At 65.4% G+C, this 16,891-nt stretch carries 21 protein-coding genes; 7 read left to right on the top strand and 14 right to left on the bottom strand.

All coding sequences use genetic code 11. The annotated features are described in order from the left end of the window. Positions 1 to 9: 9 nt before the first annotated feature. Entirely contained in the window at positions 10 to 2,613 is a 2,604-nt protein-coding gene (locus tag HD599_RS10330) for an ATP-binding protein (protein ID WP_184236972.1), read from the top strand. Between the two features lie 59 nt (positions 2,614 to 2,672). On the opposite strand, the gene HD599_RS10335 is transcribed toward HD599_RS10330, so the two are convergent. The 3 genes from HD599_RS10335 to HD599_RS10345 are packed head-to-tail and all read right to left on the bottom strand — an operon-like array spanning position 2,673 to position 4,280. After that, complete coding sequence (locus HD599_RS10335; RefSeq protein ID WP_184236975.1) at positions 2,673 to 3,641, bottom strand: NAD(P)-dependent alcohol dehydrogenase; 969 nt, start codon at positions 3,639 to 3,641, stop codon at positions 2,673 to 2,675. 1 nt (position 3,642) lies between these two features. Further along, entirely contained in the window at positions 3,643 to 3,858 is a 216-nt protein-coding gene (locus HD599_RS10340; protein WP_184236978.1) for a helix-turn-helix domain-containing protein, read from the bottom strand. A gap of 2 nt (positions 3,859 to 3,860) precedes the next feature. Beyond that, entirely contained in the window at positions 3,861 to 4,280 is a 420-nt protein-coding gene (locus tag HD599_RS10345; protein WP_184236981.1) for a hypothetical protein, read from the bottom strand. 166 nt (positions 4,281 to 4,446) lie between these two features. On the opposite strand from HD599_RS10345, the gene HD599_RS10350 reads away from it, so the two are divergent. Then, positions 4,447 to 4,797, top strand: coding sequence for a hypothetical protein (locus HD599_RS10350; protein ID WP_184236984.1), 351 nt, complete (start codon positions 4,447 to 4,449; stop codon positions 4,795 to 4,797). 21 nt (positions 4,798 to 4,818) lie between these two features. On the opposite strand, the gene HD599_RS10355 is transcribed toward HD599_RS10350, so the two are convergent. After that, positions 4,819 to 5,421, bottom strand: coding sequence for a TetR/AcrR family transcriptional regulator (locus tag HD599_RS10355; RefSeq protein ID WP_221420482.1), 603 nt, complete (start codon positions 5,419 to 5,421; stop codon positions 4,819 to 4,821). 107 nt (positions 5,422 to 5,528) lie between these two features. Between HD599_RS10355 and HD599_RS10360 the strand changes: the two genes are divergently transcribed. Further along, the gene (locus HD599_RS10360) at positions 5,529 to 6,506 is read left to right on the top strand and encodes a zinc-binding dehydrogenase (RefSeq protein WP_184236987.1); all 978 of its coding nucleotides are present in this window, start codon (positions 5,529 to 5,531) and stop codon (positions 6,504 to 6,506) included. Positions 6,507 to 6,511: 5 nt separating this feature from the next. On the opposite strand, the gene HD599_RS10365 is transcribed toward HD599_RS10360, so the two are convergent. The 5 genes from HD599_RS10365 to HD599_RS10385 all read right to left on the bottom strand — a co-directional run bounded on the left by HD599_RS10365 (position 6,512) and on the right by HD599_RS10385 (position 10,887). After that, positions 6,512 to 6,937, bottom strand: a complete 426-nt coding sequence (locus HD599_RS10365; protein WP_184236990.1) for an SRPBCC domain-containing protein — start codon at positions 6,935 to 6,937, stop codon at positions 6,512 to 6,514. Between the two features lie 7 nt (positions 6,938 to 6,944). Continuing rightward, complete coding sequence (locus HD599_RS10370; protein ID WP_184236993.1) at positions 6,945 to 7,109, bottom strand: hypothetical protein; 165 nt, start codon at positions 7,107 to 7,109, stop codon at positions 6,945 to 6,947. Positions 7,110 to 7,144: 35 nt separating this feature from the next. Next, positions 7,145 to 7,570 (bottom strand): hypothetical protein, encoded by a 426-nt coding sequence (locus HD599_RS10375; protein WP_184236996.1) that lies wholly within the window; start codon positions 7,568 to 7,570, stop codon positions 7,145 to 7,147. Between the two features lie 108 nt (positions 7,571 to 7,678). After that, positions 7,679 to 8,182: a hypothetical protein gene (locus HD599_RS10380; protein WP_184236999.1), complete on the bottom strand. Its 504-nt coding sequence runs from the start codon at positions 8,180 to 8,182 to the stop codon at positions 7,679 to 7,681. A 164-nt stretch (positions 8,183 to 8,346) separates the two neighbouring features. Beyond that, positions 8,347 to 10,887, bottom strand: coding sequence for an ATP-dependent Clp protease ATP-binding subunit (locus tag HD599_RS10385; protein ID WP_184237002.1), 2,541 nt, complete (start codon positions 10,885 to 10,887; stop codon positions 8,347 to 8,349). A gap of 138 nt (positions 10,888 to 11,025) precedes the next feature. Between HD599_RS10385 and HD599_RS10390 the strand changes: the two genes are divergently transcribed. Further along, positions 11,026 to 11,163 carry a hypothetical protein gene (locus tag HD599_RS10390; protein ID WP_184237005.1) on the top strand — a complete coding sequence of 46 codons (138 nt, stop codon included), beginning with the start codon at positions 11,026 to 11,028 and terminating at the stop codon, positions 11,161 to 11,163. Between the two features lie 78 nt (positions 11,164 to 11,241). Here HD599_RS10390 and HD599_RS10395 read toward each other — a convergent pair whose 3' ends face one another. The 3 genes from HD599_RS10395 to HD599_RS10405 form a co-directional block, all read right to left on the bottom strand. Further along, the gene (locus tag HD599_RS10395; protein ID WP_184237008.1) at positions 11,242 to 11,904 is read right to left on the bottom strand and encodes a DedA family protein; all 663 of its coding nucleotides are present in this window, start codon (positions 11,902 to 11,904) and stop codon (positions 11,242 to 11,244) included. A gap of 108 nt (positions 11,905 to 12,012) precedes the next feature. Then, positions 12,013 to 12,846 (bottom strand): aldo/keto reductase, encoded by an 834-nt coding sequence (locus HD599_RS10400; protein WP_184237011.1) that lies wholly within the window; start codon positions 12,844 to 12,846, stop codon positions 12,013 to 12,015. A gap of 111 nt (positions 12,847 to 12,957) precedes the next feature. Then, the gene (locus HD599_RS10405) at positions 12,958 to 13,290 is read right to left on the bottom strand and encodes a hypothetical protein (RefSeq protein WP_184237014.1); all 333 of its coding nucleotides are present in this window, start codon (positions 13,288 to 13,290) and stop codon (positions 12,958 to 12,960) included. 181 nt (positions 13,291 to 13,471) lie between these two features. Here HD599_RS10405 and HD599_RS10410 point away from each other — a divergent pair, with 181 nt between their 5' ends. Continuing rightward, positions 13,472 to 13,927, top strand: a complete 456-nt coding sequence (locus HD599_RS10410) for an SRPBCC family protein (RefSeq protein WP_184237017.1) — start codon at positions 13,472 to 13,474, stop codon at positions 13,925 to 13,927. A 63-nt stretch (positions 13,928 to 13,990) separates the two neighbouring features. Continuing rightward, positions 13,991 to 14,467, top strand: coding sequence for an NUDIX domain-containing protein (locus tag HD599_RS10415; RefSeq protein WP_184237020.1), 477 nt, complete (start codon positions 13,991 to 13,993; stop codon positions 14,465 to 14,467). Positions 14,468 to 14,540: 73 nt separating this feature from the next. Here HD599_RS10415 and HD599_RS10420 read toward each other — a convergent pair whose 3' ends face one another. Beyond that, the gene (locus HD599_RS10420) at positions 14,541 to 15,911 is read right to left on the bottom strand and encodes an MFS transporter (RefSeq protein WP_184237023.1); all 1,371 of its coding nucleotides are present in this window, start codon (positions 15,909 to 15,911) and stop codon (positions 14,541 to 14,543) included. A 108-nt stretch (positions 15,912 to 16,019) separates the two neighbouring features. Between HD599_RS10420 and HD599_RS10425 the strand changes: the two genes are divergently transcribed. After that, the gene (locus HD599_RS10425) at positions 16,020 to 16,439 is read left to right on the top strand and encodes a DUF1761 domain-containing protein (protein ID WP_184237026.1); all 420 of its coding nucleotides are present in this window, start codon (positions 16,020 to 16,022) and stop codon (positions 16,437 to 16,439) included. A 21-nt stretch (positions 16,440 to 16,460) separates the two neighbouring features. Here HD599_RS10425 and HD599_RS10430 read toward each other — a convergent pair whose 3' ends face one another. Further along, positions 16,461 to 16,841 (bottom strand): DUF3054 family protein, encoded by a 381-nt coding sequence (locus HD599_RS10430; protein WP_184237029.1) that lies wholly within the window; start codon positions 16,839 to 16,841, stop codon positions 16,461 to 16,463. Between the last annotated feature and the right edge of the window lie 50 nt (positions 16,842 to 16,891).

The raw sequence follows: 16,891 nt of genomic DNA on the forward strand, positions 1-16,891 counted from the left end.
GTGGAGAAAATGACTGACACATTGCCGATCACTCCTGTTGTCGCCTCCACCATCGGACAAGGACTCGAAGCGTCCGGCATCTCCGCTGGCCCAATTGAGGTACGGCTGTCGCGCGAGCTAATCACGCTCCTTAGCGAACAGCTATATTCGAGCCCGCTAAAGGCCATTGAGGAGTTGGTGATCAACTCCTTCGACGCTGATGCGCCAAGCGTTCATGTCATCGCGCCGCTATCCACGATCGAGCCAGTCCTTTCCGTAGCGCCGCTTATCGCGGTCTATGACACCGGGGTGGGAATGGACTTGGCAGGACTGTCTGACTTGTGGCGGGTAGGGGCATCCAACAAAAGAACCGAGCAGGTCGAGAAAGTTCGAAAACGCAAGCAGATTGGCAAGTTCGGCATTGGGAAGCTCGCCACTTATGCCCTCGCGCGTCGGGTCACCTACATAACGTCGACGGGAATTGGCCACATTTATGCGGTGACTTTATCGTTCGACGATTTCCACTCCTCCCCAAACGGTGAAGCTGAGGCGCCGGTTCGCCTCGATGTACGTGAGATCGAGACGACCGACATCTTGTCACAGGCTGCCCTCGCCACGGCTCTGGAGGAGAGTGGCCTCGACCTCTCGACATGCCTCGACAGTGCGTCTCAATGGACACTCGTATTGCTCGAAGAACTCAAGGGCGTCGTTGAATCGATCTCGGGCAACCGGTTGAAGTGGATACTCTCAACAGCTATGCCACTTGGTGATTTCGAGGTGTTCCTCAATGGAATCGGTATCGAGGCGAAGAAGAACACCTACGCGCGCATCGCGGAATTCAACATCGCTGAACTACCTCAAAAGCGAATCGATACGTTGAACAGGGCAACGGATTCGGATTGGCGCGTTGAAACGCTGGATGTCGACAATGACGGCGGACCGCTGAAGCGCTTGGTTTCGAGTCAGCTGCCTAGCGGAGTTAGTGGCAGCGCAATCGTGACAGACAAGTCACTGTATGGCGGCAAGAGTAGCGATCTCACTCGCTCACACGGGTTCTTCGTAAAGGTACGCGGACGGCTTATCGGGGAGGAGGACCCCCTATTCGGCTCACACGCTTTGAGCTACGAGGTATTTAACCGATTCCGCGCGGAGATTGATGCTGACGATCTGGACATAGATGTCACCGCACCTCGCGAAAGCGCGGGGAATAGCCCCCGCGTGACTGCCCTGCGGGAACTTCTGGTCGAGGTTTTCAACGAGGCCAGGTCCCAGTTCGACATGAAAATGAAGGAAAAAGCGCAGCACGGCGCGCGACGAGAGCACGAACGTCACTACGTGTATCCGACTTTCGTGGAAAAGCCCCTCGCTGACGCTTTGGTGCAGACCAATTTCGATGACGACCTGAATGCCGGTTCGGAGGCCGATGACTCATGGTTCTACGTCGAAGTACCGACAGCTGAGGACACGAAGACCTTAGTTGCAAGCCTGTATTCGACCGATGAACGGCAGCCTTACAGCTATCGCTTGGAGCAGCGAGGAAAACAAGAGCGATTGGTGGAGTTTGATCCCACTGAACATAGCTTCACTGTAAATGCGGACCACGAACTCGCGCTCGAATTCAAAGACTCACCGAAGTCAATGGATCTTCTCTACCATCTCGCAACTGCCGAAGCGTTGTTGGAGGTCTACCTACGAGAAGCCGGGGTCGCTGCTCACGTTGTGGGCGAGGTGCTACAAAGACGGGATAACCTCCTTCGCGGTTTGGCAAGAGAACAGATGAATTCCCCAGCAGCAATCGCGCAGGCCTTGCGCGATTCATCCGATTCAGACACAGAGCTCGAAATCGCGCTGGTAATTGCAGTGAGATCTTTGGGTTTTGTAGCAAAACACTTGGGCAACGGAGGCAAAGCGGACGGTGTTGCTAGATTCCGCGACTATCCGGATGGTGAGCGAAAAATCACACTTGAGGCAAAAGCCAGCGGCAAGTTGCCGAGCCTCAGCGCTCTTGACTTTGCAGGATTGCAGGAACACATGGTCGACGAGGGTGCCGATGGTTGTTTGCTCGTCGCTCCGGGATACCCCGGCGGCACTCGTGAAGACGACGCGGCGGCGGCAAAACGTGCGCAATCCCTGAAAATTAGTTGCTGGACCATTGATCAGCTGGCGCGAGTCGTCGCATCCATGGAAAGACACGACGTTACTGCTCGCTCAGTAATGCAAATAGTGGCGACAAGATACGCTCCCGCCGAAGTCACACTCGCGGTCGATGCCTTACTAGGCGACAGCGCCGAATCTTCACGTGCCCTCGCAGCCGAAATGATCGGTGCGATTCGCGAGCTCGAAACGTTCATGTCTGACGACGCCATTCGCGAGCTGTCGATGATTCGAACCGTCTTGGGTTCGCGAGGGATCAAACCCTCAACTCCAGATGCTCGAATCGCTCTTGAACGTCTTGCGGCGGCCAGCCAAGGTGGAATGACACTTCTTACCGGCGGAGAAAAGTTCCAGCTAAACGTGGCTGTGGAAGAGTTGGAGCGAAGGGTCGCCGACTGGATTGGTACGGATAGCTCGTCTCGTCGCGCAAGTACTTTTTTCGAGTCGTCTCACCACAGAAAAAATCTGCCCGAAATATAGGATGCCGCGAGCTTGGCTATCTGATCCTCAAAGACAACGCGGGCAATCAGTCCGACGGCTCAACCAACAATGACTCGCTTTCCATGGCGCTTGTTCGTTAGAAATGACGGCGCGAGTCCGTCGACCCGCGCCGCCAACTCAACAGAGTCGATCACAGGCGCGATCTTTCCTGCTTCGGCGAGCTCGGCGAGCGACCCGAGATCCGAGGCATTCGTCACCGAATTGAAGCCCACCAGGCGCTGCTTCGAGCCCAGGGCGCGCAACGGGGCGAGCATCGAGCGGGTGAGGCCGCCGAGCAGGCGCGAACCGCCCTCTCCCCCGACGAGCACGAGGGTTCCGGTCGGCGCGAGGATGCGACGCAGGGACGGGATCGGTCGCATGCCGGCCAGATCCAAGATGAGGTCGTACCGGGCGTCGAGAGTCGTGATGTCCGTCACCGTGTAGTCGATGACCTCGTCGGCGCCGAGAGACTTCACGAAGCCGACCTTCGAGGTGCTGCATACCCCGGTCACGTGCGCACCGGAGGCCCGAGCGATCTGCGTCGCGAAGATGCCCACTCCGCCGGCTGCTCCGATGACGAGAACACGCTGGCCCGGCTGCAGGCGCCCGGCGTCGCGCAACGCGTGAAGTGCGGTCGCGCCCGAGGTCGGCAGACACGCGGCCTGCTCGAACGTGAGCGAGGCCGGCTTGGGCGCGATCTTCGCGGCCGACGCACGGGCGAATTCAGCGAGGCCCGCGGACACCACGCCGAACACCTCGTCTCCCGGGGCGTAGGCCGTGACGGCGGCACCGACCGAATGGACGACGCCCGCGACATCCATGCCCCTGATTCTCTGCCGCGGGCCACGGAGGCCGACGAACGGACGCACAATCAGCGGCAGCCCGGTCATGAGGTGGGTGTCGCCGATGTTGAGCGCGGTCGCGCGCACGTCGACAAGCACGTCGTCGGCGCCGATGGTGGGTACGGGAACGTCCGCGAGATGGAGCACCGAGGAGTCGCCGTAGCGGTCCTGCACTATCGCTTTCATGTCAGCCTCCGTAGTGGAATACGTCGTCGAGGGGCACATCGAACTCGCGGGCGATCTGGAACGCCACCTCCAGCGAGGGCGAATAGCGGCCCTGCTCGATCGCGATGACGGTCTGCCGGGTCACTCCGATGCGGTCGGCCAGGTCGGCCTGCGTCATGTCGCCGGCCGCGGCCCGCAGCGCCCGGATGTTGTTCGTCACCTTCGTCGCCTTCACCACTCTCAGAACCCCCGGCGGTAGATGACGACCCGGGTGATCGAGCCGAGCACGGTCGAGAGCGCGAAGCCGAGGTAGAGGGCGTTGGCGATGTAGAAGTAGTCGGCCTCGACGATCGCGAGAAGCAGTGCGCCGAGGGTTCCGATCACGAGGAACGACTGCCCCACCCGGTCGCCGACGCGGGCGATGTCGCGGTCGCGCACGTCTTTCTTCTGGTCGCTGCGGGGCGTGACGATGCCCACCGCGATGCTGACGACGATGGCCGTGACGATTGCGCCGCCGATCGTCCACAGCATGGCCGGCACGTAGTCGACGTCGACGAGGGGCATGGATGCCGCCTGCCGCAGGATCACCGCGACGTAGACGCCGTACAACACGACGGACACCACGAGCTGGATCCAGGACTGCCGTTCTTCGAGAGTCATCGCACACCTCCGTGTCAAAGATTCTTTACATGGATGACGGTAGGGGCGACGGGGCTTCGTGTCAAGAATGTTTTACATCGCGGTTCGGTCAGCGCTGTGCTCGATCGGCCCGCGCACTTAGAGTGAGGAGAAATCCCCTTCCTGTCTGCGCGAGATTGGAACCGCTGTGAGCCTCACTCTCTGGATCGCGATCGGCGCCACCGTGACCGTCGTCGGCACCGTGTGGCAGGTCATCACGTCCGCGCGCACGGGACTCGACTCGATGCGCCATTTCTTGGCGGCTCAGAACTCGATCGTGCAGCGCGAGGTCGGCGAGGCGAAGAACAGGTTCTCCCGACTTCGGGTCGTCAAGCGGCGCCGCGCCTCCCAAGCCGTGCTGGCGAAGGCGGCGAATCTGCTCGACGCAGACGAGCTCCGGCTGTCACAGGCATACAACCGTCAGGCCTGGGGCTGGGGGTTAGTGACTCTCGGCGCGGTCATTGGGGCGATTGCGGCCTGGGTTGATGTTGCTGCGTGAATCACATGGATTTCGACAGGCTCAATCCGCCACGGGGGCGATTGCGGCCAGGGCGGCGTCCAGGGTGGCGCCGGCCGCGTGGCGGTCTACCCGCACGATCGCCATCGAGGCGAAGATCAGGCCAGTGACCGTGGTGGTGAGGAGTTCGCGGGCGGGCGTGTCCAGGTCGGGACGCCTCGTCGCGACGCCCGCGGTTACGCCGGCGCGAAGCTCGGCCACGTAGCGCGCGACCACATCCTGCACCGCGGCCTCGCGCCCGACGGGCGACCCGGTGGCGTTGAGCAGCAGACAGCCGTTGGCCGCGAGCGACGACGGCTCGTCGACCATCGCGCGGCGGAGCCCGCGGATGTAATTCTCGAGCGCGTCCGACGCGACTAGCGGCGACGCGAGCGGGGCGAGACGAGGGCGCACGACGTCGTCGAGGTACGACTCGACCGCGGCGTCGAAGAGGCCGCGCTTGCTGCCGAACGAGTGGTACAGGCTGGACCGGTTCAGTCCGGTGGCGCTTTCGAGGTCGGCGACGGCGGTGTTCTCGTAGCCGCTCCCCCAGAAAACGTCGCGGGCCGCGAGCACGACGTCGGTGTCGACAAACGTCTTCGATCGTCCCACGTCAGGCTCCGTCATCCGCTCATTTGAACTGGTCGTTGCAGTATATAGTGAAACGACCAGTTCAGTTCGACGAGCAGCGTTGCAGCCGAGTGAGCATCACGAATAGGAAAGCCGGTACTGCCATGCGCGCCATCATCCATCACGAGTTCGGTGAGCCCAACGCGGTTCTCGCCGTCGAGAACATCGACCTGCCGGAGCCCTCCGCCAGCGAGGTGCGGGTGCGCCTGCTGCTGTCGCCGATCCACAACCACGACCTCTGGACCGTGCGCGGCACCTACGGGTTCAAGCCCGAGCTGCCCGCCCGCGCCGGCACCGAAGCCGTCGGCGTCGTCGACGCGCTCGGCGCCGACGTCACGCACCTCGAGGTCGGCCAGCGCGTCGCCACCGGCGGAACGTTCGGCGTCTGGGCCGAGTACTTCATCGCCAAGGCCGCGTCACTGATCCCCGTCGACGAGTCACTGACCGACGAGGTCGCCGCGCAGCTGGTCTCGATGCCGTTCAGCGCGATCAGCCTGCTCGACACGCTCGACCTCGGCGAGGGCGACTGGCTGCTGCAGAACGCCGCAAACGGCGCCGTGGGACGCCTCGTCGCCCAACTCGCAGTCGCGCGCGGCATCAACGTCGTCGGACTCGTGCGCAAGCCCGAGCGCGTCGCCGAACTCGAGGCGCAGGGCATCACCAACGTCGTCGCCACCGAGACCGACGGGTGGCAGGAGAAGGTTAAGCAGATCACGGGCGACTCCCCCATCACGACCGCGCTCGACTCCGTGGGCGGCAGCGCCTCGGGCGACCTCACGTCGTTGCTCGCCGAGAACGGCACCCTCATCGTCTTCGGCGCGATGGCGTCGCCCGTGATGGAGATCCGCTCGGGCGGCATCATCTTCAACAACCTCACCGTCAAGGGATTCTGGGGCAGCAAGGTCATGGGCTCGATGGCTCCGCAGAAGCGGAGCGAACTGCTCGGCGAGTTGGCGCTGCGGATTCGGACCGGGGCACTCACCCTTCCGGTCGAGGCGACCTACTCGTTCTACGACGTGCGCACGGCGAGTGAGGCGAACTTCATCGAGGGGCGTGGCGGGAAGGTTTTGCTGCGGCCGTAGAGCTGTCAGACCGGCGGCGGCATCCGCTTGCCGGTCTCCAGCACGGTCTTGAGGTTGCTCAGCAGGTAGACCCAGCCCTCGGCGATCTCGGTCGCGACCGGGCTCTGGATCGGCAGGCCCCGGTGCGTCAGGGTGACGCGGGTGAGCGGGCCGATCGGCGTCAGCCTCCATTCCACCTCGGTGGTCGGGGCGCCGCTGACGGACTCGACCCACACGGGCCGGAACGTCGTGACGAGCCGCTTCTGCGGCTCGATCGCCACGACGACGCCGTGAATATGGATGTCGCCGGCGGGGCCGTAGTTGGTCACCGGCTCCCCGACGACCCAGCTCGACTCGATGCGGTTGTCGAAGTACCAGCCGCCCGTCCCCGCAAGGAGGGCCGCCCAGACCTGCTCGGGCGACGCATTGATGACGATCGAGTCGACGGTCATGGCGTGCTCAGCTGGTCGGGTTGGTCTGTCCGGAGTTCGCCAGCCGGACGATCCACTCGGGCGTGGGGATCTTGTCTTGGCGATCGAGCTTGACCCGGATCTGCGCTGCGAGGATGCTCTCCTCCGGCGACGGCTTCGAGGCCTCGCGCTGGGGAACGTCTCTCGGATTCATGTCGCCCTCCTACCTGGCTCCACTCGTGCTGCCAATTATCGTCTCGGCCGCTGGAAAAAGCCATCGATGCGCATGCCCGCCCGGGTGGCGACGCCGAGTGGTTTCGGCGCCGGATCGTCGTGCGGTTCCTCCTCACCGGTGGGCCGCTGCAGTGCCTCGTCGGTGAACCACTTGATGGTCACACGGATGAACGTGCGCTCGTCGGCGTCACGCGTTTTCATAGATCCGAGGATCTCGAGGCCGGCGAGACGGATGTACTTGTCGGCCGACGTCGTCATGTTGAGCGCGGATTCGGCGCGGCGCCACCAGCGCTCGCGCGACGCGTTGCGGGTGGCCGCGGCGTAGGCGACGACGGCGGCGACCACGGCGAGGATCCCGGCGAAGCCCGACGACATCACGAAGTCGGAGAACCAGTCGACGCACCAGCCGCCCAGGGCGTAGGTGCAGGTCGCGGTGGTCACCTGGCTAGCGTGGCAGGCGGGGGTCGAGGGGTGAAGCGGTTGACGAGGTGCGGGGTTGGGGTAGGAGTTTCGATACGGCCGCGGCCGCCTACTCAACCACCGCGGCGGCTAGTCGTCGCTAGCGACCAACAGGGCTACCTTTTTCGAGGACTTCGAGGCGATGACGAACTCGAGGAACCCGAGGGCGCCGAGGTGGTCGTTGCGGCCGTGCAGCGCGGCGGGGCCGAGGTCGCGCAAACGGTAGACGAAGCGCGAGTCGAGCAGGAGCGACTGCACGACGTAGGAATACCGGGCGGCGAAAGCGGTGGGCAGCGGGCCGAGCTGGTCGGCCCACGCGGTCATGGCGGCGGAGCACGCGCGGGTACTGACCTCTTCGAACGAGTTCGGCGTGATGGCGTCGAGCCGGTACGGGCCGTGCACTCCCGGCGAGGGAGTCGGCAGCGCGCCGGAGGGACTCGCGTAGTCGTCGTCGTACCAGGGGTTCGCGATCAGGGCGGCCAGCGTGTCGAGGTTGCCGCGGGACTTCTTGAGCTCGAACGTCTTGACGTCGATCCAGCGGAAATCGGAGCCGAGTTCGCGGAAGTCGATGACGCGCGACGCGCGTTCGGTCATGTGCATGTCGTAGTCCCCGTTTCTTTCGTGATCGAAACTCCAGTGGAGATACTACGGGTAATCGTGTTATCGGTGTGCGGATCTTGAGGAGAACGGAAAAACCGCCCGCCCCGGGTGTGGGGCGGGCGGTTCAGGGTTTCGACAGGCTCAACCCGCGGCTGACGCTATGCCGCCATGCGGAGGGTTCCAGCAGGGCTGACCCGCAGCTCTCCGTCGACCGTGTCGACCGTGACGGCGCCGCCGTCGGTCAGCGCCTCCGTCACGAGCAGGTCGGCGATGCGGTCGTCGAGCTCGCGCTGGATCGTGCGGCGCAGCGGCCGCGCACCGTACTCGGGCTCGTACCCGCGTTCGGCGATCCAGTCCACCGCGTCATCCGTCACTGTCAGCGAAATCGAGCGACCGGCCAACCGGGCGGATGTCGCGTCGAGCAGCAGCCGCACGATCTCGCGCAACTGCGGGGCCGACAGCTTGCGGAACAGCACGATCTCGTCGATGCGGTTGAGGAACTCGGGCCGCATCGCCTCGCGCAGCTTGCCCATGACGCGGTCGCGCAGATCCTTCTCGGAGGAGTAGCCGCTCGCGTCGGAGGATCCGACGAAGCCCATGGCACCGCTGCGGCTCGCGAGCACCTCGGCGCCCACGTTCGACGTCATGATGATGACCGCGTTGCGGAAGTCGACCGTGCGTCCCTGGCCGTCGGTCAGGCGGCCGTCATCCAGAACCTGCAGAAGCAGGTTGAAGACGTCGGGGTGGGCCTTCTCGATCTCGTCGAAGAGGACGACCGAGTACGGGTTGCGTCGGATGCGCTCGGTGAGCTGTCCGGCCTCGTCGTACCCGACGTATCCGGGAGGGGCGCCGACGAGACGCGACACCGTGTGCCGCTCGCCGAACTCGCTCATGTCGAAGCGCAGCATCGCGGTCGGGTCGCCGAACAGCGACTCGGCCAGCGACTTGGCCAGCTCGGTCTTGCCGACGCCGGTCGGGCCGAGGAACAGGAAGCTGCCCACGGGCCGGTCGGCGTCGCCCATGCCGGTGCGGTTGCGCCGAACGGCCTTCGCGACGACGGAGACCGCGTCGTCCTGGCCGACGACCCGGGCGTGCAGCTCGTCTTCGAGACGGGCGAGACGCGAACGGTCGGCCTCGGTGAGGCGGCTGGCCGGGATGCCGGTGGCGCGGGAGATCACGGCGGCGATCTCCTTCTCGTCGACCACGGCCGAGATTCCGGATGTCGCGGCAGCACCGTGCGCGTCGAGCTTGCGCTGCAGCGCCTCGATCTCGTCACGGTACCGCGAGGCCTCCTCGTAGTGCTCGGCGCTCACGGCGGAGTTCTTCGACTGCTCGAGCGTCGCGAGCTCTTCGAGCAGCGCGGAGACGTCGACCTTCGACCCGAGCGTGAGGCGCAGTCGCGCCCCGGCCTGGTCGATGAGGTCGATCGCCTTGTCGGGCAGGAAGCGGTCGGTCACGTAGCGCGCCGACAGCTCGACGGAAGCGCGGATGGCCGCGTCGGTGTAGGTCACCGCGTGGTGATCCTCGTACGCGCCGCGCAGCCCCGAGAGGATGAGCACGGCGTCTTCGATGCTCGGCTCGCCGACCGTCACGGTCTGGAACCGGCGTTCGAGCGCCGGGTCCTTCTCGATCGAGCGGTATTCCTTGAGCGTGGTGGCGCCGACCACGTGCAGTTCACCGCGGGCGAGCCGCGGCTTGAGGATGTTGCCCGCGTCCATCGCGCCGTCGCCGGATCCGCCCGCGCCGACGACCGTGTGCAGCTCGTCGATGAACACGATCAGCTCGCTCTTGTGCGCGGTGATCTCGTCCATGAGCTTGGTGAGGCGCTCTTCGAAGTCGCCACGGTACTTGGTGCCGGCGAGCATCGCGGGAAGGTCGAGGGAGACGACGCGCTTGTCGCGAAGCTGCTCGGGCACTCCCCCGTCGACGATCGCCTGGGCGAGGCCCTCGACGATCGCGGTCTTGCCGACGCCGGCCTCGCCGATCAGCACCGGGTTGTTCTTGGTGCGCCGGCTGAGGATCTCGATGGTCTGCTCGATCTCGTCGGCACGGCCGATCACGGGGTCGAGTTCGCCGTTGCGGGCACGCTCGGTGAGGTCGATGCCGTAGCTGTCGAGCGTGGGCGTGGTGCTCTTCTGAGCGTCGGATGTCGCGGCCTCCGCCTCCGGAGTGACCGACTCGCGCAGGTTCGACTGCAACGCCTCGGGCGTGACGCCGGCGGATGTCAGCACCTGGCCCGCGGGCGAGTCCTGATTGATGACGAGCGCGAAGAAGAGGTGCTCGGGGTCGATGTACGTCGAGCCCGAGGCACGGGCGATCTGGTAGGCGTGCAGGATCGCGCGCTGTCCCGACTGCGTGAGCATGGGTGCAGCACCGATGGTGGCGCGCACGCCCTCGGGCAGACGCTCGTCGACGCCGTTGACGATCGACTTGGGGTCGGCGCCGACACCGGTGATGGCGCCGATCGCGGGCTCGTTGCTCGCGAGGACACGCAGGATGTGCAGCGCGTCGAGCTCGGAGTGGCCGAGCTCGACGGCGAGCTGGCCCGCCTCGGCGAGCACCTCGCGGCTGCGACGGCTCAGCAGGCGGCTGATGTTGATCGAGTTGCCGGACTGCGCCGACCGCTCGCCCTGAAGGTACCGCGCGAGGAACTCGTCGAACGAGTTGGCGGATTCTTCGGGTGTGTTGTTCGTAGGCAATTCGACCTCCCGGTGAAACTTGAGTGCCTTTGACTCAAGTTAACGCTGGGGGCTGAAATCCATTCCCCGTAAAGGCCCGATCAGCGTTCGCCCGGAGCGGACGGATAAACTCGGAGGCGATCCAGAAGGAGTACCACCATGGTCGACAAGAAAAAAGAAGACGGCCTCGGCGACGAGGGCACGATCCCGCCGTCCGACGACGGAATCGCAGTGACTCTCGGTGAAGAGAGCAACTTCAATCCCGAAGAGGACGAAGAAGCCGACGAGACGGAATAGTTCTCGTTCGAACAGGTTGGTTTGAGCTTGTCGGAGCCCCGCGCGGGGATTTCGACAGGCTCAATCCGCTCTAAGGGCTCAATCGGCTTCGACGGCTTCTGAGCGCTTCCTGCGGATCGAACGGATGCGGGTCGTCAGGAACCAGACGACCAGCGCGATGACGACGGCGATCACGACCTTCTGGAAGATTCCCGCGTACTCCTCGACGATGTGCCAGTTCTCGCCGAGGTAGAACCCGGCGACGACGAAGATCGAGTTCCAGATGAGGCTGCCCGCTGCGGTGAGCGCCGTGAACTTCAGCACCGGCATGCGTTCGACGCCCGCGGGCAGCGAGATGAAGCTGCGGAACAGCGGCACCATGCGCCCGAAGAACACCGCTTTGGTGCCGTGGCGGTTGAACCAGACTTCGGTACGGTCGAAGTCCTCGACGTCCATGAGGGGCAGCTTGCCGACCAGCGCGCGGATCGGCCCGCGGCCGAGCCACGCGCCAAGCGCGTAGAGAACGAGTGCGCCGACGACGGAGCCGATGGTCGTGAACGCTATGGCTTCGATCAGGCTGAAGCTGCCGCGGCTCGCGGTGAATCCGGCGAGCGGCAGGATCACCTCGCTCGGCAGCGGCGGGAAGAGGTTCTCGATCGCGATGACGAGGCCCGCGCCGGGAGCGCCGAGCGTTTCCATCACGCTCACCGCCCAGTCGGCAAAACCGGTCAGGGCGGATCCGTCAGAGTTCGCGATGGCCATTCTCCGACGGTAGCCGAGGCTCTCTGGGGTATTCCTGTGCCTGAGCTATGACTTAACGCAGGCGCCCCTCGCCTTTTCAGACGAGGGGCGGATGACGCGGGGCCCGACTTACGGGATCCAGTTGAACTCGTCGGGGTTCGGCCCGGTGCGCTCGTCGCGGTTGAGTCCGGCGATCGCGGTCAGATCGTCGGCGGTCAGCTCGAAGTCGAACAGCGCGAAGTTCTCTTCGACGCGGCTGCGGGTGACCGACTTCGGGAAGATGATGTCGCCCCGCTGCAGGTGCCAGCGCAGGGTGACCTGCGCTGTGGTGCGGCCGACGCGGTCGGCGATGGCCTGGATGACGGGATCCTTCAAGACGCCGCCCTGGGCGATCGGCGACCAGGCCTCGGTGATGATGCCGTGCTCGGTGTTGAAGGCGCGGGCGACCTCGTTGGTCAGGTAGGGGTGTACCTCGATCTGGTTGACGGCGGGGACCGTCTCGGTCTCGTCGAAGAGGCGCTGCAGGTGGGCCGGCTGGAAGTTGGAGACACCGATCGCCTCGACGCGTCCGGACGCCTTGATCTCTTCGAGCGCCTTCCAGGTCTCGACGTAGTCGCCGACCGCGGGCAGCGGCCAGTGGATGAGGAACAGGTCGAGGTACTCGAAGCCGAGGGTCTCGAGGCTGCGGTCGAATGCCTTCAGTGCGTCTTCGCGGGCGTGGAAGCCGTTGTTGAGCTTGCTGGTCACGAAGATCTCTTCGCGAGCCAGACCGGACTCCGCGACTGCTTCGCCGACGCCCTGCTCGTTTCCGTACATCTGGGCGGTGTCGATGTGGCGGTAGCCGACCTCGAGCGCCTCGAGGGTCGCCTTCTTGGTGTCCTCTGGCGGGACCTGGAAGACGCCGAAGCCGAGCTGGGGGATCTCCGTGCCGTTGTTCAGAGTGATCGTGGGTACTGCGTTCATCGGGTCGTTCTCCTTAGCTTGTGGAACCGTGGCGGCACGCGCCACAGTCAACGCCGCACCTGCGACATCCATACCCGAAATGCCGAATTCTGTCGGGATTCGGAGGTTCGCTCAGTGGCGGCGACGGCGGTTGGTGCCGAGAGCGACCGCGGCGATGGCCCAGCTCGCGGCCCACGCGATCGGGGTCAGCACGGCGAGCACGGCTGTGGGGTTCGGCTTGAAAGTCGCGCCGGCCGGGCCGCGCACGTAGGCGCCGATCGGGATGCTCGCACCTCCCCCGCCGCCTCCGCCGTTCTCGACGTTGTCGCTGCCGCCGCCGAAGCCGAACCAGACCAGCGACACCGGCACGATCTCCACTCCGTCGATACTGACCGGGTCACCGTAACTGGCGCGAGCGCCGACCGACGTGACCTGCTGGGCAAGGTTCTGCACGATGTTCGCCATGGGTCGACGGTACCGGTGCGGCAGGGGGCCCGGTCAAGGGGCTGGCTGGGAACGACCGCGACGAGCGGGCAAGGTACCAGCCGAACGCCCCGCTGGCCATGCCCTGCACGCATCCGGATTGCGGAATACCGTCGAAGGACATCCACGACATCCGCCGAGTGGCGGAGTGAGGAACACAGACATGCCCCAGGTCATCGAAACCGTCGACGTCAACGTCCCCGTCTCGACCGCGTACAACCAGTGGACGCAGTTCGAGACCTTCCCGAAGTTCCTGAGCTTCGTCGAGTCGATCACGCAGACGACCGACACGCTCACCCACTGGAAGGTGAAGATCGCCGGAGTCGAGCGCGAGTTCGACGCCAAGATCTCCGAGCAGCACCCCGACGAGCGCGTCGCCTGGAACAGCGTGGGCGGCGACGAGAACCACGCCGGTGTCGTCACGTTCCACAAGCTGAGCGACACCGAGTCGCGCGTCACCGTGCAGCTCGATTGGGAGGCCAGCGGCCTCGCCGAGAAGGCCGCAGCGGTCGTCGGTGTCGACGATCACGTGATCAAGAAGGACCTCAAGAACTTCAAGGAGTTCATCGAGGCCGAGTCGGTCGAGACCGGCTCCTGGCGCGGCGACGTCGCCAACTAACCTTTCCGCAACAGATGGGCTCCGACCGCACGGTCGGGGCCCATCGCGCATCTAGGGTGAACTATGTCCGTCTCCGAAGACCACAGCGCGGGAATCCTGCTGTACCGGCTCTCCCCTGCCGACACCCTCGAGGTGTTCATCGGCCACATGGGCGGACCGTTCTGGGCGTACAAGCAGTCCGCCGCGTGGTCGATCCCCAAGGGGCTCGTCGAACCGGGCGAGGATCCGTTCGGCACGGCGCTGCGCGAGTTCTCCGAGGAAATCGGCCGGCCGGCGCCCGACATCGCCTACGCCAACCTCGGCGACTTCCGGTACACGTCGGGCAAAATCGTGACGGTGTTCGCCGGAGCCCACGACGAGATGGAGCAGCTGTCGAGCACTCCGGTCACCGTGGAGTGGCCGCGCGGGTCGGGCACGTCGGTGACGTTCCCCGAGCTGGACCGCGCCGAGTGGTGCTCGGTTGAGATCGCGCGGGGGCGGTTGGTGCGCGGGCAGGTTCCCGCCCTGGCGGCGCTGGAGGCGTTGCTCGCGCGTTCGTAAGTTCGTGGATTGAGCTCGTCGAAATTCTTTTTTGGGTGTCGACAAGTTCAACCCGCTTTGGGTTTCGACGGGCTCAACCCGCCTGAGCGCGCGTGCGCACCCGCGCCGCGATCGGCATCGCAGCCAGCGCCAGAACCGTCGTCAGCGCGAGCGCCGCGACGAACCCGTTGCCCGTGGCCGCGCCGAAGGCCGTGAACACCAGCCCGGCGAACGCGATCGTCACCGCCGACGCACTCGAATCGGCGATCGTCATCGCCGCACTGTTGAAGCCCTGGTCGGTCTCGTCCGACATCGACAGCACGAGCGTCGACAGGCGCGGGAAGAGCAACCCCATGCCGCCGCCCGCGAGCAGCCAGCCGGCCGCCGCGACGATCGGCGAGAGCACGAGGGACGCCGTGACCAGCTGCACCGCGATACCGAGGAAGACGATGGCCGCACCGAGGCGGACCGTGGTCGAATGCGACATCCGCTCGCCCAACCGCCCCTGCAGGGTCGAGCCGGTCGCCCACGACACGGCGCCGACCGTGAGGATCAGTCCCGCGAGCCACGACGGCAGGCCGTACTGCTCGTGCAGCAGGTAGGGCAGGTAGACCTCCGTGGCGAAGAACGGTGCGGCGACGGCGCCACGCAGGATGACGGTGGCCGGGAGTCCGCGCTTGACCCGCAGGGTTCCGCGGGGTAGCAACGGACGCACCGCGAGCACCACGACGACGAACGCGACGACCACGATCGGCCAGGCCAGCGCACCGCCGTTCTCTCCGCCGAGGCCGATCGCGAGCACTCCCGCGGCGACGACGATCGCCCAGAGCACGGCCCAGGTGGATCCGGCTGCCGCGGTGTTGGAGACGGACCGCAGGTGCAGCAACGCGGGCACGATCGCGCCCGCCGCGACCAGTGCGATGACGCCGACGCCGAGGAATACCCAGTGCCAGCCGACGGTATCGGCCACGACGCCGGCGACGGGCGGGCCGACGAGGGACGGCACGACCCAGGCCGTGGCGAACGCGCCGAACATGCGCGGGTGCAGCGTGGGCGGGTAGATGCGCGCCACGACGACGTAGAGCGCCACGATCGTCGCGCCCGAACCGAGGCCCTGCAGGAAGCGCCCGACGATGAAGACGTACATGTTCTCGGCAGTGCCCGACAGCACCAGGCCGACGACGAAGATCGCCATCGACGCGATGAGCGGTCCGGAGGGTCCGCGCCGGTCGGACCAGCCGCCCGCGACGACCATGCCGATGACGCTCGCGGCGAGAGTGGCGGAGAACGCGAGCGAGTACAGCGCCTGGCCGTCGAGCTCGCGGCTGACGGTCGGCATGATCGTGGTCACGGCGAGCGACTCGAAAGCGCCGAGGAAGATGAGGGTGATCGAGCCGATGGTGGTCCACAGGTACTGCGGGGCGAGCAGTCGGTGCGTCGTCGGCGTCGTGCTGGTGGGGCTCATGGAACTCTTCGTCAGGATCGTCTGTGGTCACTCGAGGCTAGCGCCCACTTCAGACAACCGACGGACGGGGAATACAATTCCGACACCACTTCACGAAACGAGGCCCCCATGGTTCCGGAGATCAACTACATCGCGGTCGTGCTGGCCACTCTGTCGAGCATGGTTGTGGGGTCGATCTGGTACACGCCGAAGGTCTTCGGTACCTATTGGATGAAGGCGGCGAATATCACGCACACGGGCGAGGCGAAGGATGCGGTGCGGCCGATCGTGATCACCGTGCTGGTGAGCTTCGTCACCGCCTGGGTGCTGGCAGGCTCGGCGTACATCTCGTGGGACTTCTACGGCGGCAGCTTCTTCGTGAACTCGCTCGTCACGGCCATCATCCTCTGGGCCGGGTTCACCGCGGCACGCTTCATCACCCACGACGCGTTCGACGGACGCCCCACCGGGCTCACCGTGCTCAACGTCGCGCACGAGTTCGTGACGATCGTGATCATGTCGATCATCATCGGGGTGTGGCCGGCGTAGCTCGTTCTCGCTTCGACGGGCTCAGCGAGCGGCGCGGGAGCGGCGGCTTCTCGTGACGAGGGCGGCTGCCCCGCGCCATCCGACCAGAAAAATGCCGAGAACGACGGATGTCACGATCACGAAGCTGAGCTGGACACCCTGGTCGCTGGCCAGACGCAGCAGAATGCCGCCGACGACCGTGACGATCCAGACAGGCACGCCGGTCTTCACGACCGCGCGCGGCGCGCGCCAGGCCCGGGTCCCCAGCCAGCCGACGACGAGCGCGACGAGGAACGGCCAGTAGGTGACGAGCGCTCCGAGCACCGGGTTCTCGTCGTGGCTCGCCCGGCCGATGAGCACGAATACGAGGACCAGCAGGGCGTCTGCGGCGAAGGCGAGGAGGGCGTTACGGTTGACGGTCACCCCGTCAACGGTACGGCTCTTCGACAAGCCCGGCGACTTCGACAAGTTCG

The organism is Conyzicola lurida (genome assembly GCF_014204935.1).
Classification (GTDB): Bacteria; Actinomycetota; Actinomycetes; order Actinomycetales; family Microbacteriaceae; genus Conyzicola; species Conyzicola lurida.